Annotated in this window: 23 protein-coding genes and 1 pseudogene; 10 read left to right on the top strand and 14 right to left on the bottom strand. The window is 69.0% G+C overall.

What is annotated here, in order from left to right; all coding sequences use genetic code 11:
• Positions 1 to 33: 33 nt before the first annotated feature.
• Positions 34 to 633 carry a polymorphic toxin-type HINT domain-containing protein gene (locus ACLU3S_RS12690; RefSeq protein ID WP_413951898.1) on the bottom strand — a complete coding sequence of 200 codons (600 nt, stop codon included), beginning with the start codon at positions 631 to 633 and terminating at the stop codon, positions 34 to 36.
• A gap of 28 nt (positions 634 to 661) precedes the next feature.
• Positions 662 to 1191 (bottom strand): annotated as a pseudogene (locus ACLU3S_RS12685) (site-specific integrase); the annotation flags it as partial.
• On the opposite strand from ACLU3S_RS12685, the gene ACLU3S_RS12680 reads away from it, so the two are divergent.
• Complete coding sequence (locus tag ACLU3S_RS12680) at positions 1127 to 1516, top strand: tyrosine-type recombinase/integrase (protein WP_413951886.1); 390 nt, start codon at positions 1127 to 1129, stop codon at positions 1514 to 1516. The pseudogene ACLU3S_RS12685 and the gene ACLU3S_RS12680 overlap by 65 nt on opposite strands.
• A 21-nt stretch (positions 1517 to 1537) precedes the next feature.
• Here ACLU3S_RS12680 and ACLU3S_RS12675 read toward each other — a convergent pair whose 3' ends face one another.
• The 5 genes from ACLU3S_RS12675 to ACLU3S_RS12655 form a co-directional block, all read right to left on the bottom strand.
• The gene (locus ACLU3S_RS12675; protein WP_413951885.1) at positions 1538 to 1798 is read right to left on the bottom strand and encodes a hypothetical protein; all 261 of its coding nucleotides are present in this window, start codon (positions 1796 to 1798) and stop codon (positions 1538 to 1540) included.
• Complete coding sequence (locus ACLU3S_RS12670; protein WP_413951884.1) at positions 1798 to 2205, bottom strand: hypothetical protein; 408 nt, start codon at positions 2203 to 2205, stop codon at positions 1798 to 1800. The genes ACLU3S_RS12675 and ACLU3S_RS12670 overlap by 1 nt, the downstream gene beginning before the upstream one ends.
• Positions 2206 to 2372: 167 nt before the next feature.
• A complete protein-coding gene (locus ACLU3S_RS12665; protein ID WP_413951883.1) occupies positions 2373 to 3119 on the bottom strand; it encodes a class I SAM-dependent methyltransferase in 747 nt (248 codons plus the stop codon).
• Entirely contained in the window at positions 3116 to 4579 is a 1464-nt protein-coding gene (locus tag ACLU3S_RS12660) for an asparagine synthase-related protein (RefSeq protein ID WP_413951882.1), read from the bottom strand. Before ACLU3S_RS12660 ends, ACLU3S_RS12665 begins: the two co-directional genes overlap by 4 nt.
• A gap of 481 nt (positions 4580 to 5060) precedes the next feature.
• Positions 5061 to 5288, bottom strand: a complete 228-nt coding sequence (locus ACLU3S_RS12655; RefSeq protein WP_413951881.1) for a hypothetical protein — start codon at positions 5286 to 5288, stop codon at positions 5061 to 5063.
• 149 nt (positions 5289 to 5437) lie between these two features.
• On the opposite strand from ACLU3S_RS12655, the gene ACLU3S_RS12650 reads away from it, so the two are divergent.
• Together ACLU3S_RS12650 and ACLU3S_RS12645 are read left to right on the top strand one after the other, a co-directional pair.
• A complete protein-coding gene (locus ACLU3S_RS12650) occupies positions 5438 to 6778 on the top strand; it encodes a tetratricopeptide repeat protein (RefSeq protein WP_413951880.1) in 1341 nt (446 codons plus the stop codon).
• A gap of 357 nt (positions 6779 to 7135) precedes the next feature.
• Positions 7136 to 8197: a tyrosine-type recombinase/integrase gene (locus tag ACLU3S_RS12645; RefSeq protein ID WP_413951879.1), complete on the top strand. Its 1062-nt coding sequence runs from the start codon at positions 7136 to 7138 to the stop codon at positions 8195 to 8197.
• Positions 8198 to 8517: 320 nt separating this feature from the next.
• Here ACLU3S_RS12645 and ACLU3S_RS12640 read toward each other — a convergent pair whose 3' ends face one another.
• The 7 genes from ACLU3S_RS12640 to ACLU3S_RS12610 form a co-directional block, all read right to left on the bottom strand.
• Entirely contained in the window at positions 8518 to 9801 is a 1284-nt protein-coding gene (locus ACLU3S_RS12640; RefSeq protein ID WP_413951878.1) for an IS701 family transposase, read from the bottom strand.
• Positions 9802 to 9857: 56 nt separating this feature from the next.
• Positions 9858 to 10196, bottom strand: a complete 339-nt coding sequence (locus tag ACLU3S_RS12635; RefSeq protein ID WP_413951877.1) for a hypothetical protein — start codon at positions 10194 to 10196, stop codon at positions 9858 to 9860.
• The gene (locus tag ACLU3S_RS12630) at positions 10186 to 10449 is read right to left on the bottom strand and encodes a hypothetical protein (protein WP_413951876.1); all 264 of its coding nucleotides are present in this window, start codon (positions 10447 to 10449) and stop codon (positions 10186 to 10188) included. The genes ACLU3S_RS12635 and ACLU3S_RS12630 overlap by 11 nt, the downstream gene beginning before the upstream one ends.
• A gap of 247 nt (positions 10450 to 10696) precedes the next feature.
• Complete coding sequence (locus tag ACLU3S_RS12625) at positions 10697 to 10963, bottom strand: hypothetical protein (RefSeq protein WP_413951875.1); 267 nt, start codon at positions 10961 to 10963, stop codon at positions 10697 to 10699.
• Positions 10956 to 11327 carry a hypothetical protein gene (locus tag ACLU3S_RS12620; RefSeq protein ID WP_413951874.1) on the bottom strand — a complete coding sequence of 124 codons (372 nt, stop codon included), beginning with the start codon at positions 11325 to 11327 and terminating at the stop codon, positions 10956 to 10958. The genes ACLU3S_RS12625 and ACLU3S_RS12620 overlap by 8 nt, the downstream gene beginning before the upstream one ends.
• A 127-nt stretch (positions 11328 to 11454) precedes the next feature.
• A complete protein-coding gene (locus tag ACLU3S_RS12615) occupies positions 11455 to 12702 on the bottom strand; it encodes a helix-turn-helix domain-containing protein (RefSeq protein WP_413951873.1) in 1248 nt (415 codons plus the stop codon).
• 586 nt (positions 12703 to 13288) lie between these two features.
• Positions 13289 to 14155, bottom strand: coding sequence for a GntR family transcriptional regulator (locus tag ACLU3S_RS12610; protein WP_413951872.1), 867 nt, complete (start codon positions 14153 to 14155; stop codon positions 13289 to 13291).
• Positions 14156 to 14325: 170 nt separating this feature from the next.
• On the opposite strand from ACLU3S_RS12610, the gene ACLU3S_RS12605 reads away from it, so the two are divergent.
• The 7 genes from ACLU3S_RS12605 to ACLU3S_RS12575 all read left to right on the top strand — a co-directional run bounded on the left by ACLU3S_RS12605 (position 14326) and on the right by ACLU3S_RS12575 (position 20200).
• A complete protein-coding gene (locus ACLU3S_RS12605) occupies positions 14326 to 14679 on the top strand; it encodes a hypothetical protein (RefSeq protein WP_004000841.1) in 354 nt (117 codons plus the stop codon).
• On the top strand, positions 14676 to 14867 hold the full coding sequence (locus ACLU3S_RS12600) for a hypothetical protein (RefSeq protein ID WP_413951871.1): 192 nt from the start codon (positions 14676 to 14678) through the stop codon (positions 14865 to 14867). The genes ACLU3S_RS12605 and ACLU3S_RS12600 overlap by 4 nt, the downstream gene beginning before the upstream one ends.
• Position 14868: 1 nt before the next feature.
• Positions 14869 to 16287 carry an FtsK/SpoIIIE domain-containing protein gene (locus tag ACLU3S_RS12595; RefSeq protein ID WP_413951870.1) on the top strand — a complete coding sequence of 473 codons (1419 nt, stop codon included), beginning with the start codon at positions 14869 to 14871 and terminating at the stop codon, positions 16285 to 16287.
• A gap of 41 nt (positions 16288 to 16328) precedes the next feature.
• Positions 16329 to 17096 carry a DUF2637 domain-containing protein gene (locus ACLU3S_RS12590; RefSeq protein ID WP_413951869.1) on the top strand — a complete coding sequence of 256 codons (768 nt, stop codon included), beginning with the start codon at positions 16329 to 16331 and terminating at the stop codon, positions 17094 to 17096.
• Between the two features lie 148 nt (positions 17097 to 17244).
• Complete coding sequence (locus tag ACLU3S_RS12585; protein WP_413951868.1) at positions 17245 to 18690, top strand: replication initiator; 1446 nt, start codon at positions 17245 to 17247, stop codon at positions 18688 to 18690.
• The gene (locus ACLU3S_RS12580; protein ID WP_413951867.1) at positions 18690 to 18917 is read left to right on the top strand and encodes a helix-turn-helix domain-containing protein; all 228 of its coding nucleotides are present in this window, start codon (positions 18690 to 18692) and stop codon (positions 18915 to 18917) included. The genes ACLU3S_RS12585 and ACLU3S_RS12580 overlap by 1 nt, the downstream gene beginning before the upstream one ends.
• Positions 18917 to 20200: a tyrosine-type recombinase/integrase gene (locus tag ACLU3S_RS12575; RefSeq protein ID WP_413951866.1), complete on the top strand. Its 1284-nt coding sequence runs from the start codon at positions 18917 to 18919 to the stop codon at positions 20198 to 20200. Before ACLU3S_RS12580 ends, ACLU3S_RS12575 begins: the two co-directional genes overlap by 1 nt.
• Positions 20201 to 20278 lie beyond the last annotated feature (78 nt).

Raw genomic sequence — 20278 nt, 5'->3', positions numbered from 1 at the left:
TGGCGCGGTGACACTGAAGTGTCACCGCGCCATTTAACGAATAAGGCTACTAATTCCACCCCGAGTCAGGGAAGTGGGGTGCGCTGAAGCGTTGAATCTTCGTGTAATGCGTGGATGTCCAACCGTACACCTTGAGCCGTTGGGCAACTCCTTCTCCAGGATCCTGTCGGTTTCCGGCCTACCAGGCACGCGGTATTCCTTAGATCCTGCCCACCACGGATGTTCACGCCCTGAATAGGTGTCGTGCGAAGGAATCCGCCCTGCCCTCACGTCGTCGTAGGCTGAAGCGATCTTGTTGTTCATCCCCCTGGGTAGGGGATCCGACAACCTCCCGGTGGGGCAGCCGTTGCTGTTGTGAACGAGTACCGGCGTGGCCCCGGCCAGCACATAGTACGTATGCAGGTTCCCGACGGTGAGGTCGTACGTCGTCCTGTGCTGGTGGAAGTTGTGGACCGCGCTGACGAGGACCGTCGTGCCGTCGGGCTGGCGGAGCCTGGTGCCGGGGGTGAGGTCGTGGGCGTCGGTCCAGCGGTGGTGGCCGGCGTCCCAGAAGGGGTGGTGCCAGGTCGTGGTGAGGGTGTGGGCGTGGTGCTTGCGGGTGTGGGGCGGGCCGCGGACCGGGGTGGTGTCCAGGGTGAGGGTCGTGAAGTCGCGGTCCGTCTTGGTGACGATGACGTTGCGGCGACTGTCGGCAGCGGCCGGGGAGGGCGATGCGGCGCTCGAAGGCCCGGGTCTTGGTAGGCGGCGTGGTGAGTCAGCCCGTCCGTGCTGGTGCGCCGCAAGGTGGGGCGGACGGCGACCGTGCCGCGGTCGAGGTCGAGGTCTTCCCCGAGGTCTTCTCAGCGGAGGCCGAGGAGTTCGCCTTTGCGGAGTCCGGTGTGGAGGGCGAGTTCGGACAGGGGCGTGCAGCCGGTGTCCGCCCGCGGCTGTGAGGAAATGGCCGGCTTCGTCGGCGGTGAAGCGTCGGGACCGGGGTGTGCGTGCGGACGTTGCGGGCGACGTAGCGCGGGATCTCCTCCTCGCGGACGGCGTGCTCCAGGGCGAATTTGAGCGCGGAGAGAGCAGCATGATCCGACGGCGCAGCAACGGGGCTCATCACGCCCCGTATACGCAGCACTGGCAGGTCGTGCGGAGCCGGTTGAGCCAGGTGCGGACGTCCTTGCCGGCGGAGAGCCTCTGCCGCATCCGCTTCCACGGCCTCCGCCACTCCAGTGCCACCCTGCTCCTGGAGCAGGGGGTCGAACTCGTCGTGATCAAAGAACTCCTCGGCCACGCCCACATCGGCGTCACAGTCACGTCTACGCCCACGTCCGACTCCGCTTCCAGCGCGACACCATCAATTCCCTTGGGACCGCGCTCGACAGCCCAGCGATCGCCGAAACAGCCAGCGCTGACGGTGACGAATTACCGTCATGCACCACCGTCGTCCGCTGACGTTGCCGTCAACTACTGCCGTCACAACGCCATGAAGCCCTCCCCGGATATTCCGGGGGGCTTCATGCGTTCTCAGCGCTGATTCGGGAGAATTTTCCCCGGATCATTCTTCGTCGAGAAGGCCGATGGCTTCTGGGAGCCCGAGAATAGCTGCCCGACGCTCCGGGTTCTCTTCCTGCTCAGAGCACTCAATAATCAGCGAGACAACCTCCCGACGCCCCTCTTCCGAAAGCTCACGGAAGAGGGCGGCAGCGGGTTCGAGGATGTCCGTTGCAATATCGGGATCGATATCTTCATCGTCCGTCAGATCGATCGAGACGACGACACTTACGAATGCGCGAACCAAGACCTTGTTGACGTCCATCAGGGCACGACCCTCACTCGGATGTTGGTGATCAGGAGGCTACCGAGAACCCTTCGGGCCCGTGCAGCCTCGGCTTCGGTGGGGACCTCCCGCCTACCCGTATAACCGTTCTGTTCAAGCGCTAGAGACTGGTTCATGGCCTGCCGGTATGTCTTGTTGAAGGTCGTGACACTGACCTTCCGGTCAATCATCACTCCGTTCACCGCGTCGAAACCGTCAAACTTGATCTGAGCCAGGCTTTTCCCGCCAGCCTTGTAGTACTGGAGCGCCGGAGCTACACCAGCTCTTGAGTCCGTTGCCCCCGCATCGTAAGCCCGCGCAGCGGAACTCATATCGGCGTTCTCATTTACCCAATGAACGTCGCCGTCGCAGTTGTGAACGAGTACCGGCGTGGTCCCCGCGAGCACATAGTACGTGTGCTACGCGGTACCCCTCTACCTGCTTCTTCGCTGGTCAGCGCGGTTTTTGCGTTCCGCTGACGTCCGTGGTTGTGCGGGGAAGTCCGTGGCTGTTGCCGTCGCTACTGCCGTCAGGAGTCGGGCGGCGGTGCTGGTGCCTTTTCTCGCTCCGCCGGTCACCGCGGAGTTTGTCGGGCCACCGTGTATGCGGTGGGGCCGGTGAGCCCTGTCCCTGTGCCGTCGAGCATGTCCAGGACCTCGAAGCCGGCGGCCTGGGCGTAGCGTTCGAGCTCCTGGGGGAACAGGACGCGCCTGCGGATCTCGTCTCGGGCCTCGTCGCCCGAGGGGAGCATCCAGTGCCGGTGCATGGTGTTGATCTGGGTCCGCAGGTCCCACGTGTGGCGGATGGTGACGGTCGCGGGTCCCGTCGGGATCTCGACCGTGGCGGTGGTCGGCTCGGTCCGGGTGATCGGGGCGACGGGGGAACACAGCACGAGCAGCGTTCCTGGCCGGGCGTGGGCGGCGAAGGTGGCGAAGACCTGGCTGATCGCCTCGTTGTCGTGCACGTAGGCGAGGCTGTTGCCCATGCACGTCACCACGTCCATGCGGCTGCCGAGTCGTGCGGTGCGCATGTCACCGGTGCGGATGTCCAGCCCGGGCCGGGCCTGGTGGGCGTAGTCGACCATGCCGGGCTGGAGGTCCACGCCGATGCACTCGAAGCGCTTGGCGAGGATCTCCAGGTCGCGGCCGGTACCGCATCCGAAGTCGACCAGGGTCCGGGCGTCCGGCCGGTGCAGCTCGATCAGGGTCTGGCACATTCCGGCGCTCGTGCTATCGGACTGGACCACGTCGTAGAGTGCCGGATCGCGGTACAGGAGGTTGGTGGCTTCCACGTGCTCCGCTTCGGTGTCGGGGCTGGTCACATGAGGCTTTGCAGTCCGACCTCCAGGGCGAGCACATCGCACAGCAGATCGGGGACGACCGGCGCGGAGTCGGCGTTCCTCCCCGCCTTGGCGAGAGCCTTGCCGTCAACGTAGCCGAGGTCCACCAGGATGGACTCCTTCAGCATGTCGTCCAAGACCGGCAAGCCGTAGGAACGTAAACCCTTCTCCAAGACGGCCAGGAAGTTCTCCGGTTCGGTCGGCGCCGCCACCCACTCTGGCAGCCCGGCCCGCCGGATCCGCTCGCGGAACAACGCCTTGCCGCGCTTGTGCTCGTGCGGTAGCTGCTCCATGAACCGCACGATCCGCGGGTGTGCGAGCGGACTCACCGGCCATATTCCGGCCCGGAGGAATCCGGGGTTGTGCATCCCGAACGCCATCAGGGTCGGTACGGGCAGTACCGGGATGGGTGCCAGATACTCGTTCACCTCGGCGAGTGCTCGGGCTGCCTTGACTCCGAGCCACGGTACGGGTTCGGGTGTCGGCAGTTCGGCCTGTGTCCTGGAGTGGTGGGCGTTGATCTCGTCGCCGCCGCTGCCGGTGAACATGACCTCGCACCACCGGGCGGCTGCCTGCTCGCGCACGACATCGAACGCCTCCTGGTAGAAGGCTCCCGCCGGGTCGTGCGGCTTGCACAGAGCGCGCACGCCTCCGGGGCAGAAGGGTGGGTGCTGTATGGCGGGGGTGGCCGTGTCGCTGAAGCCGCAGTGCTCCACAAGGGCCCGACGCCGCTCGCGCTGCTGCCTGCCAGTGTTCCCTCCCACCAGCAGGCCGAAGCTGTACGCCTGGGGGAAGCGAGCTGCTTTCACGGCCAGGGCGACGTTCCCGGAGTCCGCTCCGCCGGACAGCTCAACGCCCACGCATCCGGTTGCCGTCGGCGCCTGGCGGATTACGTCGGTCAGCAACTCGTCCAGAGCGGCGAGTGGTTCAACGCCGGGCCGCAGCGTACGTGGCTCAAGTACGTGTTCGGCGGGGTCGGGGTAGTGGATGCTGAGTCCCGAAGGGGTGAACGTGGCCGCTGCTCGTTCGGTGAGGCGGTAGACGCCTTGGAAGAGCGTCTCGGACGTGTAGCGGTGCTGCCTCGTCAGCGTGCGGGCGACGACACGCGCCACCAGACGGTCGGCCCGCAGATGCGGTCGCAGCAGTGTCAGGTCCCACGAAGCGTGCAGTTCGCCGGCCTTCTCTGTCAGATAGAGCGGGGCTGTACCGAAGACACCCGCCGCCAGTCGGGCTTGTCCGGGCTCCATGGTTAGTTCGACGAAGTCGGCCTCGTCTCGCTTACACTCCTTCACGCGGACCCGTACGCGCGGCGCTTGGTCGTCGTTGACCTCCATGACCAACGTGGACACGTTCGCGGGCTCGATCCAGCTCTTGCCGTTGATCCAACGGCCGCCCTCTGACCTCCACCTGGGCTCCTGGAGATCGGCCAGGTGCAGACGCATCGACAACATGTAGTCCCCTTCCGATGTCGTGCGGCGGGGCGGGGCCGCGCACGGCCCGCCCCGCCTGGCGTCAGCCCTGGATCACTTGTTGCAGTGGTCGCCGTTGTTGTCGCCGCCGCCCGGCATCTTGTCGAGCAGCACGGCTTCGACGGCCGGGACGCCGGTGATCAGGTCGCCGGTGAACAGCTCGTCCACGTTCATCGTTTTCTCCCTTACGGTTTTCAGTGGACTCCGCGGCGGATGCTGCGGAGTTGGACCCGTCCGGCTGCCGGACCCTTGCGAAGAAGGCAGCCGGGCGGGGTGCCCACCGCTTCCGGCGGCGGGCCCTCCCTCGTCACAGGTGGGGAGCCTGGATGCGTGACGGGGAGGAGTCAGGTGGGGGTGGATGCGGCGGCGACGCCCAGGACGAAGCCGACCGATCCCGAGATGGTGGTGATCAGGAGCGGTCCGGCGTAGCGGCCGACGACTGCGGCTAACCGGTTCACAGCCGCTCTCCGCGGCTGCGCTGGTTGGCTTCGCGTACTGCGACGCTCAGCTTCTCCGCGCCGTACCCGGGCGTGGCACTGCGGTGCTGCGGGCAGAGACACGGCGAGAACCGGTTCGAACCCGGCGGCAGGTCCGCGCCCTCGTAGGTGTTGATCCTCAACACCCCGTCCATGCCCCGTTCCTCGGTCATCCGGGCCAGACGGGCCCGTGCTTCGCTTCTCATCCCTCAGCCCTTCAGACGACGGCTGCGGCGAGGACTCGCCGTTGCCTGCTGTCTCTACGCAACCGCACGACCACGCTCAGCGGTACCGTTGCCGCAGCACCAGGACTTGAAAGCCTTGAAAGTTCGCAAGGTCACGGGGAGTTGAGGGCATGGCCAAGCGTGAACCGAACGTGGCGCTCGGGCGCATGCTCGCCGAGAGCCGTTGGACTCACCGGCAGTTCGCACGGGCGGTGAACCGCGTCGGTACGGAGACCGGCATCCCTCTGCGCTACGACGAGTCGGCGGTGAGCCACTGGCTGGGCGGCACCGTCCCTCGCGGTGCGGTGCGCGCATGCATCCTCGAAGCTCTCTCCCGCCGCCTCGGCCGCCCCGTCACCCATGCCGAGGCCGGGCTGCCCGTTCCACACGATCGCTCCTCCGCGGCTGCGGATACCGTGGAAGGGGTGATCGACCTGGGGAGGCTGGATATGGACCCGTCCCGCCGCAGCGTCCTGGGGGCCGGCCTGTTCTCCGTGGCCGTCACCATTCCCGGCTGGCCTGATGTAGTCGGGCGTGCCGATGCCATTCAGTCCGGCCGCACAGCACGCATCGGCATGAACGAAGTGGACATGGTCATCGCCATGACCGAGCGTGTCTCGGAACTGGACGACGAGTTCGGCGGCCGTCACGCACGCCCCATGGCGGCCTCGTTCATGGTCAACACCGTGGCCTCCCACCTGCGCGCCGACGCACCCGAGGACGTACGCAAGGCGATGCTGTCCGCCGCCTCGGACCTGCTCTACCTGACTGGCTACATGGCCGTGGACGAAGGGCTGCACGGTCTCGCGCAGCGCTACTACGTCAAGGCCCTGGAGCTGGCGGGGGCTGCCGAGGACCACCTGACATACTGCACCACCCTGCGGGGCATGAGCGTCCAGGCAGTCGACCTCCGCCATGGGGCAAAGGCCATGGATCTGGCCGACGCCGCTGCCGCCGCCTCCCCGAAAGCCGGACCCCGGATGCTGGCCTTCCTCGTCGGCCAGCAGGCACACGCCGCCGCGCAGACCGGCGACCGTGCGGGCGCGCTTCGCTACATCCGGGAGGCCGAGGCGGCCATGGACCGTGCCGAGTCACGCGGAAAGGCGTTCGGCTCGTATGACCCCTCTTCGCTCAACTACCACGTCAGCCAGGTACGTTACGAACTCGGTGACAAGGCCGGAGCCGTCGAAGCCATGCAGCAAGCGGACCGGCTCCGCCCCAGCGTGTACCAGCGCACGCGGGTATACCGTCGTGGCCTTTTGGCAGAGCGACAGCTGGAACTCGGCCACCTGGAAGCGGCCTGCGCCACCTGGCACCAGGCCCTCGACGACTACCCCAAGGTGCAGTCCGGCCGCGCAGACGACCGCGTGAAGGCGATGCTCGGTCTCCTGCGCCCCCATCTGAAGAACGCGACGGCGCGCGATCTGTACGACCGAGCACGGACGATCGCGCCACCCTCGCTGGTCGCCTGATCCCCGTCGCGCCTTCAACCTCAGCCACAGAAAGTCAGCTACGACGGCGGGTGCGCCGAGAGAGCACCCGCCACGTGTGCTTCCAGCAACCCCGCACCGTCCTCAACCACGCCGCTTCCTTCCGTCACGGCATCCGCCCTGCTCCTGCGTGGCCGTGTGGCAGCGGGCTGGGCTGCTCGATCTGTGGCCTCGCCTGTGACCGCACCCCTCGACGATCGCGGCTTTCGGCTGCCGCGGTCTGACGTGGTGCTGTGCGGCGTTCGGCGGAGTCGGCCTGGCGGCGCCGCTGCAGGCCGATGCGGCTGCTTCCGGGATCGGATTCGGCTCGCTTGCCTGCCACTGCGCGCCAAGTGGCCGGTGGGCGTCGCCAGCGGGGCGGCAGACAGGAGCGGGCGGCGGCCACCGGCCGCCGGCGCGCGGCGCCCCGCGCAAGCGGGACGCCCTTACGCCGCCTGCGTCCGCCTCCACCTCATCCCCGGCGTCGGGGCCAAGAAGCTTGCCCGGCTCACCGCCCGCGACGTCCGCGCCTTTCTCGACGGACTCCGCGCCACCTGCCAGTGCTGCGCCCAGGGAAGGGACACGGCCCGGCGGCAGTGCTGCGCCATCGGCCAGTGCTGCGACAAGCGGCTCTCCCCACTGACCGTGACCTACGTCCACTCGGTCCTCAAGTCCGCCCTGAAACACGCCGTCCGCGAAGACGACCTGCCCCGCAACGTCGCCCGCAACATCAAGACCCCGGCACCCCGCCCCCGGCGGTTCCCGCCCTTCACCGCGAGCGAGGCCCGGCAGTTCCTCCACATCGCCAGCAGCGACCGGCTCCACGCGCTGTTCGAACTCGCCCTGCGCACCGGCCTCCGCAAGGGCGAACTCCTCGGCCTGCGCTGGGAAGACCTCGACCTCGACGGCGGCACGGCCAGCATCCACCGCTCTCTCCAGCGCACCCGTACCAGGGGCCTGACCACCCTGCACACCAAGACCCGCGCTTCCGAACGCCGCATCGTCCTCCCCACCGAGTGCATCCACTCACTCAAGAGCCACCAGGAACACCAGCAGGGCGAGCGCCAGGCCGCAGGAACGGGCTGGACGGACAACGGCCTCGTCTTCACCACCCCCACCGGCAATCCCCTCGACCCCACCAACCTCACCCGCCGTTTCCGCCGCCTCCTCCAAAGAGCAGGACTCCGGACGATCCGCTTCCACGACCTTCGGCACTCGACCGCGACCCTGCTCCTGGAACAGGGTGTCGACCTCGTCGTGATCAAGGAACTCCTCGGCCACGCCCACATCGGCGTCACCGCCGGCGTCTACGCCCACGTAAGGCTCCGCCTCCAGCGCCAAGCGATCGACACCCTCGGCAACGCCCTCAGCCGGGCCGACGACGGCAACGACGACCCGCCCACCGCAGCCATCGTCCGCTGACGTTGCCGTCAGCGTTGCCGTCAAAAACCAGGATGCCCCTTTCTCCGCCAATCGGGAAAGGGGCATCCTGTCTCACTTCGCGACAGCGCCTACGGGCGAGTACTACAGCCTCAGATCTTGGTGATGTGATCGGTTGTGTGCGGCTCGGTGGTGCCAGGGCCGGAGGCGGGTGGGGAGGGGGTCGCCACGTCGCCGGTAATGGCTGATGGTGGCGCGGGTTTGGTGGACGGCTCGCCAGTGGTGTTGCCGCAGGTGGTGCTCGGGTTGGTGGTGGGTGGTCAAGGCTGTCGCGGCGAGCACAGTGGCCATGGCTGGGATGGTCAGGCGGATGAGCGGCAGGCGCTCCCTTCCTGAGGCTGCTGGGCTTTTCCCGGTTCGTGCTCCTGTCCGGCCGGCTCTTGCGGTGCGGCGTCCAGTTCGGGATCGGGGTGGTGGGCACGTTGGACGGTGAGGAAGGCCAGGGCGAGCATCGCGCAGGTGACGTGGCGGTGCCAGGAGTTCCAGCGCCGGACCTGGTACTGGCCCAGGCCGGTGATCTGTTTCGCGGTCTCGTTGTTCTCTTCGATCTTCCAGCGCACTCCGGCGTGGCGCACGGCCTCCGGCAACGCGGCGTCGCGGGGGTGGTGGACGAGGAAGTAGGCGTACTCGAAGTCCACGCGACCGCCCGCGAGCTGCTTCTTGCCGGTGGAGCGGCGAATGAGCAGGTGGTGGGCGAAGCCGTCGGCGGGAGCCTGGCCGGGCAGGGTCACTTCGAACCAGGTCCAGTCGTAGTACCGCTGCCCCTTGGAGCCCTCGCCCTGGCTGCGTCGCTCCCACTGGTCACGGCTGATCGCGTAGTGCAGCAGGTCCCCGGCGCACGTGACCTGCGGGGCACCCAGGTCCGGCTTGCCGGGCGGGCCGGCCAGCGGCAGCGTGACCGGCGCGGCCAGCACATACGGCAGCAAGCGCTCGTGCAGGAAGTCCCGCAGGGCCGGGTCCTTGCCGTAGTCGGCGTCGGCTGCCACCCAGGCGAACGGCAGGGAGCGTTCCAGCGCCGTGGTGAGCATCGCAATGCCCAGCTGCGGCTTGGTGGCAAAGGCGGTCCCGTCCGGCACTCCCACCTGTCGGCAGCGCTCCGGATCACCGGTCCAGGCCTTGGGGAGGTACAGGCGCCGGTCGTAGAAGGTGTGCCCGTCCCCGGCGGCGTAGGTGAGCATCACCATGACCTGGCAGTTGCGCACATCCCCGGTGACCCCGCAGTGCTGCCGGGCCACTCCCACCGACCGCGTCCCCTTCTTCTGCACCTGGGTGTCGTCCAGCACCAGCGTCGCCTGCCCGTCGCCCAGTTCGCGAGCGATGTAGTCCTGGACCTCCGCCAGCAGCGCGTCCGCGTCCCAGGACGCCTCCCCGAGGAACTTCTGGATCCGGTGCGGAGTCGCATGCCCGGCCCGTTCGGCTATCGTCCATCCGTTTTTGCGACCGAGATCCGATAGCAGCCCCTCGATCAGGTCCGCGAACACCTCCCGCGGCTCCGGCCGCGCGAACAGATGCCCCAACCCCGCGATGAGCGAGGCCAGTTCCTCCGCCCACCCCTCCACGTGCTCCGGCGCCACATCAACCAGCATGACCAGACAACGACATCAACGATCAGCAGTCACAAGATCTGAGGCTGTAGTACGAGCTAGCTTTCGCCCAGGAACTGCAAAACTCCTTCAGGTCCACCTGAATCGATAATCCCCTTGAAGGAATCCAGCATCGCAGCCAGACCTCCCTTCGGAATGATCACGAGATCGGGACACTGAAAATATGCCCCGCCGGAGCATTCCCCAGTCTCCTTCCATCGATCCATCACTTGCTCGATCGCGCGCAGCGTCATGAACGTGGCGCCCCACCGCGTCCCATCCGGGAGGCTGAGTTCCGCGTCAACATTCTCAACGGTTTCCTTATCGTCCTCCGCGCCCAACATGAAGAGCGCGCTGAACTGCTGGTTCTCTACGCGGTAGAGAGGGTCACTGGCCATAGAGCTGATTCAGCCTCGCAATCACCTTGGACTCGTTCGCCTTATCGGACTTCCCAACGATCTGAATCCCTCCGTCAACGTTCCGGAAGAACAGGCGACCGCCGTTCCTTCCTCGCGCGTAGGTGACATCCGTTCCGGCCAACGCCTTACTCCCGAGGCCCGGATTCATATTTCCGCGTGACAGCTGCTGGAACAGACTGTCCAGGTCAGCCTGAACCTTCTGGTTCTTCCCCGCCTGCTGCGCGGCCTTCACCAGCGCCGAATCCTCGCTAATAACAGAGGACATTGTGAGGCAGCCGTTGGAGTTATGAACGAGGACCGGAGTCTCCCCCGCCAGCACATAGTACGTGTGCTACGCGGCACGCCTCTACCTGCTTATTTGCTGGTCAGCGCGGGTTTTGCGTTCCGCTGGAGTCCGTGGTTGTGCGGGGAAATCCGTGGGTGTTGCCGTCGCTACTGCCGTCAGGGGGCACGGGCGGCGGGCGTGGCGGGAGGGCCTGCTACTGCCATGCGCCGGGCTCGGCTCGGAGGGTGGCTCGGCTGGTGCGGTGGTAGAAGTCGTGGCCGGTCTCGGCGCAGTGTTCGGCAATCCAGCGGGTCAGGTCGTCCTCGGTGTGCACTTCGCCGGAGGTGGCGCCGCAGTCGTGGTCTTCGCCGGTGACGCAGACGGCCTCGAAGGTGGGCAGGGCCATGGGGTCCACGACGGCGGTCACGTGGTACTCGCGGAAGCGGTAGCGCTTCCGGGCCGGCGTGCCGGTGTCAGGCATGGTCGGCCGCCTCTTCCTGCGGGTCCGGGATGCGCTGCCCGCGCGATTCGGCCACCCGGAGAGCGTCGGTAAGGGCCTCGGCCAGCCGTGAGGCGAGCCAGCGGTACTCGGTGGCCGACAGTGCTCGCGCACCGGGGGCCAGGACTTCACGGGCGTGTTCCAGCAGCTCTTCGCCCATGCCGAGCTGGACGGCTTCGATGCCGTCGGCGAGCGTGGACAGGTAGCCCCTGCCGTCGGTGCTGAGATAGCAGGGGTTCCCGTCCGGGGTGGTCCATGGAAGTAAGCGGGGGCCGACCAGCCCCGTTGCCGCGTCGTACAGTTCCCTGCGCCGCATGCGGTCCGCGTCGCTTCTGGGCCTGTTCACCGTTGCACCCCCGGTCGGGTCGCTGATAGAGACACGGCGACCGTAGATGCCTGACTCGTCGTCACTCCACGTGAGTGGCACGGCAGTTTGCGACACCGAGTCGGTGAACTACCACGCTGCGTGGTGGCTATCCGACAACGTCGAGGTAGGCGGCCATGTCCCGCATCTCCGTCGTCAGGGTGCGCTTCCGCTTGGTCAAGATCTCCTGCATGGTCTCGGCAGCCGAGTTCTGGTGCCTGAGCCACTCGGGGGCGGCGGCTCGGACCCGGGTCAGTTCGTCCATCGCCGCGGATAGGTCTCCGGTACGCGTGTGGGCTCGCGCGACGTCGAGGGTGAAGCGGTTCCCGTCGTTCGTACTGGGCCTGCCCAGGCGCTTCCACGCCCTCGGTGACAGCGCTTCTTCCTCGTCGGCTTTCCGCACGACCGCACGGGCGTCCCCGACGACCATGGAGTCTTCGAGCGCCTTCAGGGCGGCGGTGACAGGCCCGAAGACGGACCAGTGCCGGGAAACGTTGCGGTGCGCGGTGCCGACGGCGGTTGCCGCCACCCGCGCCGCCTTGCGGTACTCCTTGGCTTCGTCCGGGCGGTTGTTCCGGGCGGCTGCGGCTGCGGCCTCCATGGCAAGCCCGCCCCACACCGCGTAGTGGTCCGGCTCGGCCCCGGTGATCTTCGGCTCGACCGCGTCCATGCTCTGGACGGCGATCCGCTCCGCCTCGTCCAGTCGGCCCTGACGTACCAACAGCCAGCACATGCCGCCGACGCCTGAGCCTGCCGCGAGCATGTCTCCGCTCTGCTTGGCGTCCGCGATGGCGCCGCTCAGGGCCGCGTACGCGATGTCGTACTGCCTCACCTGCGTGAGGTACGTGCCGGCCAGCCGCAGCGCCTCGGCCCGGGCAAGCAGGGCCTGCTGGTGCTCGTCACCGTTGTCGTAGTAGGCCACGGCCAGGGAGGCATCGCGTAGCAGGCCGGGAAGCTGGGCGGCGACGCTCTTGTAGCTGTCGGAGAAGTACAGCTCCCGCGCGTCTCGCACCGCCCGGCTGAAGGTACGGAGGTTTGGTTCCTCGCCTGCGACTTCGGCGGCCTGGTCCACGAGCCCGACTGCTGGGGTGAGCACGGCACGAAGCTGGATCAGGTTGAGACGGTTCGGCTCCTCGGCCCGCCCTATGGGCTCCGGCGCGTCCGACGCCATCAGCGCAGCGGTGGTCACTCCCAGGGCGCGGGCGAGGGTGTGCAGCGTCTCCATGCGGACCGTTCCGCCCTGTTCCACCTTGCGCACTGTGCCCGGTGACACGCCTGCGGCGTGGGCCAGTTCCTCCTGACTCATCCCGGCGCGGCGCCGGTACTTGCGGACGTTGTCGGCCAGTTCCGTAGTCATCCCGTTCACACCTCCAGCGCCACGGTACGCCGGACGGGCGCGTCAACCGATGGCTATCCGGCAGATACCCGCCCGGGGCGATCGCCCACCCCGAGCGACGCATCAGGCAGCGCGGGGCCGGGCCTCCGGCAGAGCCGGCCTGAGCGGGAGGGGTCCCTCGTCGGTCGGGCAGCTTCGCCGGACCAGGGTTCCCCGGGGGCCGCCAAGGCTCACCCCGTGACGCGTGCGCTCGGCCTTGGCGGCCCCCGGGGGTTCCTGGTACGCCTCTGGTGACCGGGCGACGAGGGACCCCTCCCGCACCCCGACCGCACACCACGACGACGCCGCGCCCGCACTCGGCCCCCTCCCCCCTCGGAGAGAGGGCCGGGGTCTGGGGCAGAGCCCCAGAAGGCTTCGCTGTCCGAGCTGTTGCGCGCCCGGACCGGCGGGGCCGTCGCCAGCGGGGCGGAGACAGGAGCGGGCGGCGGCCCCACCGGGCCGGAGCGCGCGCGGCCCGCGTCAGCGGGCCGCCTTGATCAAGTAAAGAAATTCTGAACAGCTCTCCGGGAGTCGTCCCCGTGCTGCCACGCCGTGGCGTGGTTCGGGGTCAGCGTCGGCGTCGGCCTTCGGCAAGTCTGTCGCGCAGGAGTTTGGCCTTGGCGGCCTTCTCCTCGGGGGTGTAGTTGCCGCTGAGGCGCTTGCGTTGCTCCATGACGGCTCGCATCGCGTCCCTGTGGGCTGTGGCGGCTTCGAATTCGACGCTGGCCTTCGCGAAGCGTTCCTCGGCGGCCTCCAGTTCGGCGGCGACTTCATCGTCGGTCTTGCCGCTGAGGCGTACGGCCTCTTCGTCCGCGCGGCGCTGGGCCGCAGACTTGTCAAGCATCTCGTGGTAGCGCTTGAGGAACTGGTCGTGCGGGCTGAGCTGGCGGACGAACACGCCCCGGCCCTGGACCGAGTAGATCAGCCCCTCGTCCTTGAGTAGCCGCAGGGCGTTCTGCGCGGTGGAGTTGGCGATGCCGAACTGTTCTTGCAGCTCGCGGGCGGAGGGGAGCTTGGCACCTGGTGCGAGCCGGCCGTCCTGGATCTGCTTGCGGAGTGCGTCCGCGGTCTGCACGTACGGGGGGCGGGGGTCGTCGGTGGGTGCCACCTGCCATCCCCGCCGAAGGTCACCGAGTCCGACGTACGCGGGGTCAGACTCGCTGGCGGCGGCCTCTTCCTCTTCTGGCTCGGGCTCGCCGTCGTGGGCGCGCACGTAGCTGCCCCGCCCCAGGACGGAGTAGATCAGCCCCTCCTCTTTGAGCAGGCGCAGGGCGTTCTGGACCGTCGAACTCGCGATTCCGAAGCGCCGTTGCAGCTCGCGTGCGGAGGGCAGTCGCTCGCCCGGACGCAGCTCGCCGTCACGGATGGCGGCGCGTAGGACGTCGGCGGCCTGCACGTAGGGCGGCCGGGGGTCCTGGTCCAGGGGCAGCGTCATGACACGAGGGTAGCGGCGGACCGGCACCCACGGCATACCCGGCCACCCCTGCGTCCGAGACGCACAGGTGTATCGATACGAATCGAGTGTTGCGGGTGTAGCGGGCGTGCGGTTATGGTCGTGTCGAGTCGATCAAGCGGCTCCATCTCGAATGATGAGGATGTGATGGCATGGCCATGTCTCGAATCCGTGTTGCTCTGCTGCCGTCGGCGGTGTGCATTGCGGGCACCGAGCCGGTGCTGAAGATCAAGGACCAGCAGACCGGGGAGGTCGCCACCGACCGGGAGACCGGCGCGTCGCTGTACACGGTGACCGTGATGCTCATGGAGGACGGCCGGGCCGAGGTCCTGAAGATCACGGTCCCGGAGACGGGCCTCGCGGCCGGGCTGAAGCCGGGCGTGATGGTCCGGCCTGTGGAGCTGTTCGCCACCCCGTGGGCGCGGATCTTCAACGGTCAGCTCTCCGACGGCGTCGCCTACCGCGCCACCCGCCTGGAACTGGTCGCGGCGGAGGCGGCCCAGTGACCGGCCCCGACAGTCAGGGGCCGCAGCGGAGTCTGCACGCGCTGCGCCCCTTGGCGGGCACCGAGGGCAAGGCGACGTTCGCCGCCTCCGGCGCGGTGCTCGCCCGGCTCGGCCTGACCCCGGCGGACGCGGCCGGGCTGGACCTGGCCGACGTGCTCCGCCTGATATCCGAGACCGAGGGGGACTGACATGGAGGATCTGACCGACCGCGCGCCGCAGGTGCTGCTGATCGTGGCCGTGCTGGCGGGAGCGTGGCTGCTGTGGGCCATGGTGCGCTATGTCCGTGCCGACCGGGGCACGCGGGTCAGCATGCGGCAGGCCGTGCGGGTTCGCTGGGGGTGGGTGCGCCTCGCGCGGATGGCCGGGCTGACGGTCACCGACAAGACCCCGGGCCTGCTGACGCAGATCACCGCACAGAAGGACGGCCCTGCCCCCGCGCCTCGGGTGCTGACTTCCAGGATCAAGGTCAAGCCCGACCGGTTCGGCGTGATCGTGCGGGCCAGGACGCTGCCGCAGGTCGGACTGGAGGAGTACCAGAAGGCGTCGCGGTTCCTGGCCGACGCCTGGCGGTGCACGCGGGTCTCCGTGCTGCCGGACGGGCCCGGTCGGGTGGTGATCCGGGGCGTGCGCTCCGACCCGTTGACCACGCCGACCGAGCACCGTCCCACCGGCCGCCCGCCGGAGGAGGTGTCGCGCTGGGAGCTGGGGGTGGACGAGTACGCGGCGCCGGTGTGCGTGTCCTTGGCGAATGTGCCGGGGGTGACCGTGGCCGGCACGCCTGGTGCGGGCAAGACCTCGGCGGTGAACAAGTTCGTCTGTGACCTCGCGCCGTCGGCGGCCGTGCAGATCGTGGGCTTCGACGGGAAGGTGTCGCGGGCCTCAGAGGGCGACTACGCGGACCTGGTCAAGCGGATGTTCGCGTTCTGCGGTGACGACCTGGACGAGGCCAACGCGCTGTTCAAGCGCCTGGTGGCGCTGCGCCGGCGGCGGTCTTCGGTGATCCGTGACGTGCTGGGCGTGAAGAACATGTGGCACGTCGGCCCCTCGCGGCTGTGGCCGCTCACGGTGGTGCTCATCGATGAGGCGCACACGTTCTTCCGCGAGTACAAGGGCAGCGACGCCGAGACGAAACGTTTGGCCGCACTGACGGCGGAGAACGCCCGGCTGGTGGAGGACCTGGTCAAGAAGGGCCGCAGCGTCGGCATCCTGGTGATCCTGATCAGCCAGAAGACCACCGGGGATGCCATCCCGACCTTCATCCGCGACGTGTGTCCGGTCGGGCTGTCGTTCGCGCAGAAGACCGTGGAAGCCGCGGTGGCCGCACTCGGTGACGACATCCGCAACTGGCCCGACGCCAGCCCGGTCACCTTGCAGGACCCCGCCTATGTCGGGGTCGCGGTGATGGCGATGCAGGGCCGCCCCGGCTTCACCCGCATCCGCACCCCGTACGTCTCCGACGCCGACGCAGCCCGCATCGCGGAAGCCACCTCCCACCTGACCGCCGACCCCGTCCTGTGCCTGGACGCCCTCCTCGACACCACCGGCCACACGGACCCCGGCGACGACGAAGGACCGGACGGCCCGGCCGTCTCCCTGGCCAAGCCCTGAACACCCCCGACCCGCACGTCCTGAGAGAGGAGGTTCCCCGCATGGCGGAGGAACGGTTCACCCGGCGCACCGTGACCGTGGTGATGGCCGTGATCGCGGTCCTGGCCTTCGTCTTCTCCTTCGGTAACGTCTGGGCGCTCGCCCTGCGGCTCGGCGTCCCGCGCCCGATCGCGCCGCTGATCGCCCCCATGGTGGACCTGTCCGTCGTCGGGCTCCTGGTCGCTCTGCGGTTCCTGGCCCTGCGCGGCGTGCACAAGGCGGAGTTGAAGGCCGGCACCCGGCTGCTGCACCTGTGCGGGCTGCTCGCCCTCGCGCTGAACACCACCGAGCCACTGCTGAGCGGACGCTACGGCCGGGCCTGTCTGGATACCGTCGCCCCGCTCCTGCTCCTGGGCTGGGGCCACGTCGGCCCCGCCTTCCTCGCCCACTTCCACACCGCCGCACACCTGGAGGACGCCAACACAGATACCCCCGCCCCCGCGCCCATCGCTGAGCCGGTGCCCACCTCCGCGCCCGCTCCCGAGACGGCGGCCCCGGCCCCTGAGCCGGTCCCCGCCGCGACACCTGCGCCGCCTCCGGCCGAAGTGCCTCCCGTGATCGAGGTGCCCGACTCCGCCCCCGCCCCGGCCCTCGCCAAGACGCCTGCCACCGGCTCCCGCCCGGCCCTGCCCGCCGCCCTGCTGAGCGCGGCCCGGCGCATCGCGGACGCCCACCACGCCGAGCACGGAACACCGGTCACCGCCGCCCAGCTCGCAACCCGCATGGGCGTCGCCCTGCCGGTGGCCACCGCCGCCCTCGCTCAGCTCTGAGCCACCCCGGCAACCAGCCGGATCACCTCTCCCTGAAACCACGCCCACCCGATGGGCCTGGTTCGCCATGCCCCGAGCAGCACCAACACGCCCACATCCATGGCCGGTTGCTGCTCGGGGCCACCCCGACAGAAGGGACACGCCCCGAATGGTCACCCTGGACCTGCGCCACGTGGCAAGCCCCGCCGTGCGGGACCTGCTCCGCCTTGTCAACCACCCCGACTTCGAGCGAGCACAGCAGCAGATCGAACGTCTCGGGGGCTGCACCGAACCCGTCCGCCTGACCGGCCGCACCGCCACCGTCGACACCACGACCGGCGAGGTGCTGCGCTCCTACACCACGTCCGAGGAGCCCACGGGCAGCCTGCTCACCGCGTGCGGGAACCGCCGCGCCTCCCGCTGCCCGGCCTGCTCCCGCCTCTACGCCGCCGACACCTACCACCTCATCCGCGCCGGACTCTCCGGCGGCAAGAACGTCCCCGACACCGTCCGCACCCACCCCCGCGTCTTCGTCACCCTCACCCCGCCGTCCTACGGCCCCGTCCACAACCGCCCCACCACCCCCGGCGGCGACATCCGCCCCTGCCGCTGCCGCAAACTCCACAAACCCACCGACCCCCTGCTCGGCACGCCGCTGAACCCGCAGGCGTACGACTACGCGGGCGCGGTCCTGTTCAACGCCCACGCCGGAGCCTTGTGGGCCCGCTTCACCACGTACCTGCGCCGCGAGCTCGCCGCCCGGCTCGGCTTGACCCAGAAAGCCGCCCACGCGGTCCTGCGGGTCTCCTTCGCCAAGGTCGCCGAGTACCAGCAGCGCGGCCTGGTCCACTTCCACGCCGTCATCCGGCTCGACGGCCCGGACGGCACCAGCAAGCCCCCGCCGCCGGACGCCACCGTCACCGTGCTCACCGACGCCGTACGCGCCGCCGCCGCCCGGGCCCGCGTCACAGTCGCGTCGGATGCGGTCGGGGAACGCGAACTCGGCTGGGGCGAACAGCTCGACGTAAGCGAGATCACGTCCTTCGGCACCGACGCCGAATTCACCGACCAGGCCGTGGCCGCCTACGTGGCCAAGTACGCCACCAAGTCCGCCGACGCCTCCGGCGCACTCGACCGCTCCCTGTGCTGCCGTCCCTGCCAGGGGCGAGGCGCCACCGTCCTCCCTCACGGAACCCCGCTCCCCTGCACCGCCTGCGACGGCACCGGACAGTCCCGCCCGCTGCGCCGACTCGCCGTCGCCCGGCACGTGCGGCAGATGATCCGCACCTGCTGGGAGCTGGGCAAGCTGCCAGAGTTCGCCGCCCTCAAGCTCTGGAAGTGGGCGCACATGCTCGGCTTCCGCGGTCACTTCTCCACCAAGTCCCGCCGATACTCCACCACTCTCGGCGCGCTGCGCGCCGCCCGCCGCGCCTGGCGCACCGAGCGGGCCCACGCCCACGCCGGTCTGCCCCAGCCCGACCCGACCACCACGCTCGTCGTCGGTCAGTGGTCCTACCTCGGCTCCGGTTACAGCCCCGGGGCGGCACTGCTCGCCGCCCACGTCTGGCACCGCAGAGAACTTGAACGGCAGTTCGCGGCAGAAGGGGGCTGCTGATGGCCTCGCCCCCGTCCATCGTCCTCCGTGCGGAGGCGGTCCCAGCGCCGGAACTGCTGACGGTTCCCCAGGTCATGGTCCGCCTCCAGCTCGGCCGCTCCGCCGTCTACGACCTGCTCCGAAGCGGCCAGCTCGCCTCAATCACCCTCGGCCGCGCCCGCCGCATCCCCGCCCACGCCCTCACCGACTTCATCCGTACCCGCCTCGAACAGGAAGCCGCCGCCTGATGACCACTCCGCGCCTCGCTCAATCCCGCCGCACCCGCTCCCGCGCCAATGGCGACGGAACCGTCTATCAGCGCAAGGACGGCCGCTGGGAAGCTGCCGGGTATGTCCTCGCCCCCGGCAACACCCGCAAGCGCGTCCGCGTCTACGGCACAACCCGCAAGGAAGCCCTCGCCAAGCTCACCGAGAAAACCGCCGCCAGCAACCTCGGCCTGCCTGTCGCGGCAGCCGACAGCACCGTCAGCGCGTACCTGACGTACTGGCTGAACGGCGTCGCCGTCCACCAAGTCCGCGAGAACACCCACACCCGCTACGCCGCCTGCATCCGCCTCCACCTCATCCCCGCCCTCGGCGCGAAGAAGCTCGCTCGGCTCACCGCCCGCGACGTACGCACCTTCCTCGACCACCTCCGCACCACCTGCCAGTGCTGTACACAGGCGCGGGACGCCGACCGGCGCTCCTGCTGCGCCATCGGCCAGTGCTGCGACAAGCGTCTGTCGCCGCTGACCGTGACCTACGTCCACTCGGTCCTCAAGTCCGCCCTGGAGCACGCCGTCCGCGAAGACGACCTGCCCCGCAATGTCGCCCGGAACGTCAAGACCCCCGCGCCCCGCCCCCGGCGGTTCCCGCCCTTCACCGCGAGCGAAGCCCGGCAGTTCCTCCACATCGCCAGCAGCGACCGGCTCCACGCGCTGTTCGAACTCGCCCTGCGCACCGGTCTCCGCAAGGGCGAACTCCTCGGCCTGTGCTGGGAAGACCTCGACCTCGACGGCGGCACGGCCAGCATCCACCGCTCTCTCCAGCGCACCCGTACCAGGGGCCTGACCACCCTGCACACCAAGACCCGCGCTTCCGAACGCCGCATCGTCCTCCCCACCGAGTGCATCCACTCGCTCAAGAGCCACCAGGAACACCAGCAGGACGAGCGCCAGGCCGCAGGAACGGGCTGGACGGACAACGGCCTCGTCTTCACCACCCTCACCGGGAACCCCCTTGACCCCACCAACCTCACCCGCCGCTTCCGCCGCATCCTCCAAAGAGCAGGACTCCGGACGATCCGCTTCCACGACCTCCGGCACTCGACCGCGACCCTGCTCCTGGAGCAGGGCGTGGACCTCGTCGTCATCAAGGAACTCCTCGGCCACGCCCACATCGGCGTCACCGCCGGCGTCTACGCCCACGTAAGGCTCCGCCTCCAGCGCCAGGCCATCGACACCCTCGGCAACGCCCTCAGGTCGACCGATGGCGACCACGACGACCCACCCGCCGCAGCCGTCGTCCGCTGACGTTGCCGTCAGCGTTGCCGTCAAACGACTCGGGGCCCTGCTGGAAGTCAGCAGGGCCCCGAGCTTCTTTCACCGCCA

This window comes from Streptomyces sp. AF1A (genome assembly GCF_047340315.1).
In the GTDB taxonomy this organism is placed as follows: domain Bacteria; phylum Actinomycetota; class Actinomycetes; order Streptomycetales; family Streptomycetaceae; genus Streptomyces.
Note: the sequence above shows the minus strand (reverse complement) of the source record. Positions and strands in the feature narration are given on the sequence as shown.

Excerpts from the sequence above, each read along its gene's own strand:
- ACLU3S_RS12675 (WP_413951885.1), bottom strand. The coding sequence starts at position 1,798 with ATGGACGTCAACAAGGTCTTGGTTCGCGCATTCGTAAGTGTCGTCGTC.
- ACLU3S_RS12660 (WP_413951882.1), bottom strand. The coding sequence starts at position 4,579 with ATGCGTCTGCACCTGGCCGATCTCCAGGAGCCCAGGTGGAGGTCAGAG.
- ACLU3S_RS12655 (WP_413951881.1), bottom strand. The coding sequence starts at position 5,288 with ATGAGAAGCGAAGCACGGGCCCGTCTGGCCCGGATGACCGAGGAACGG.
- ACLU3S_RS12650 (WP_413951880.1), top strand. The coding sequence starts at position 5,438 with ATGGCCAAGCGTGAACCGAACGTGGCGCTCGGGCGCATGCTCGCCGAG.
- ACLU3S_RS12640 (WP_413951878.1), bottom strand. The coding sequence starts at position 9,801 with ATGCTGGTTGATGTGGCGCCGGAGCACGTGGAGGGGTGGGCGGAGGAA.
- ACLU3S_RS12635 (WP_413951877.1), bottom strand. The coding sequence starts at position 10,196 with ATGGCCAGTGACCCTCTCTACCGCGTAGAGAACCAGCAGTTCAGCGCG.
- ACLU3S_RS12625 (WP_413951875.1), bottom strand. The coding sequence starts at position 10,963 with ATGCCTGACACCGGCACGCCGGCCCGGAAGCGCTACCGCTTCCGCGAG.
- ACLU3S_RS12615 (WP_413951873.1), bottom strand. The coding sequence starts at position 12,702 with ATGACTACGGAACTGGCCGACAACGTCCGCAAGTACCGGCGCCGCGCC.
- ACLU3S_RS12610 (WP_413951872.1), bottom strand. The coding sequence starts at position 14,155 with ATGACGCTGCCCCTGGACCAGGACCCCCGGCCGCCCTACGTGCAGGCC.
- ACLU3S_RS12605 (WP_004000841.1), top strand. The coding sequence starts at position 14,326 with ATGGCCATGTCTCGAATCCGTGTTGCTCTGCTGCCGTCGGCGGTGTGC.
- ACLU3S_RS12595 (WP_413951870.1), top strand. The coding sequence starts at position 14,869 with ATGGAGGATCTGACCGACCGCGCGCCGCAGGTGCTGCTGATCGTGGCC.
- ACLU3S_RS12590 (WP_413951869.1), top strand. The coding sequence starts at position 16,329 with ATGGCGGAGGAACGGTTCACCCGGCGCACCGTGACCGTGGTGATGGCC.
- ACLU3S_RS12585 (WP_413951868.1), top strand. The coding sequence starts at position 17,245 with ATGGTCACCCTGGACCTGCGCCACGTGGCAAGCCCCGCCGTGCGGGAC.
- ACLU3S_RS12580 (WP_413951867.1), top strand. The coding sequence starts at position 18,690 with ATGGCCTCGCCCCCGTCCATCGTCCTCCGTGCGGAGGCGGTCCCAGCG.
- ACLU3S_RS12575 (WP_413951866.1), top strand. The coding sequence starts at position 18,917 with ATGACCACTCCGCGCCTCGCTCAATCCCGCCGCACCCGCTCCCGCGCC.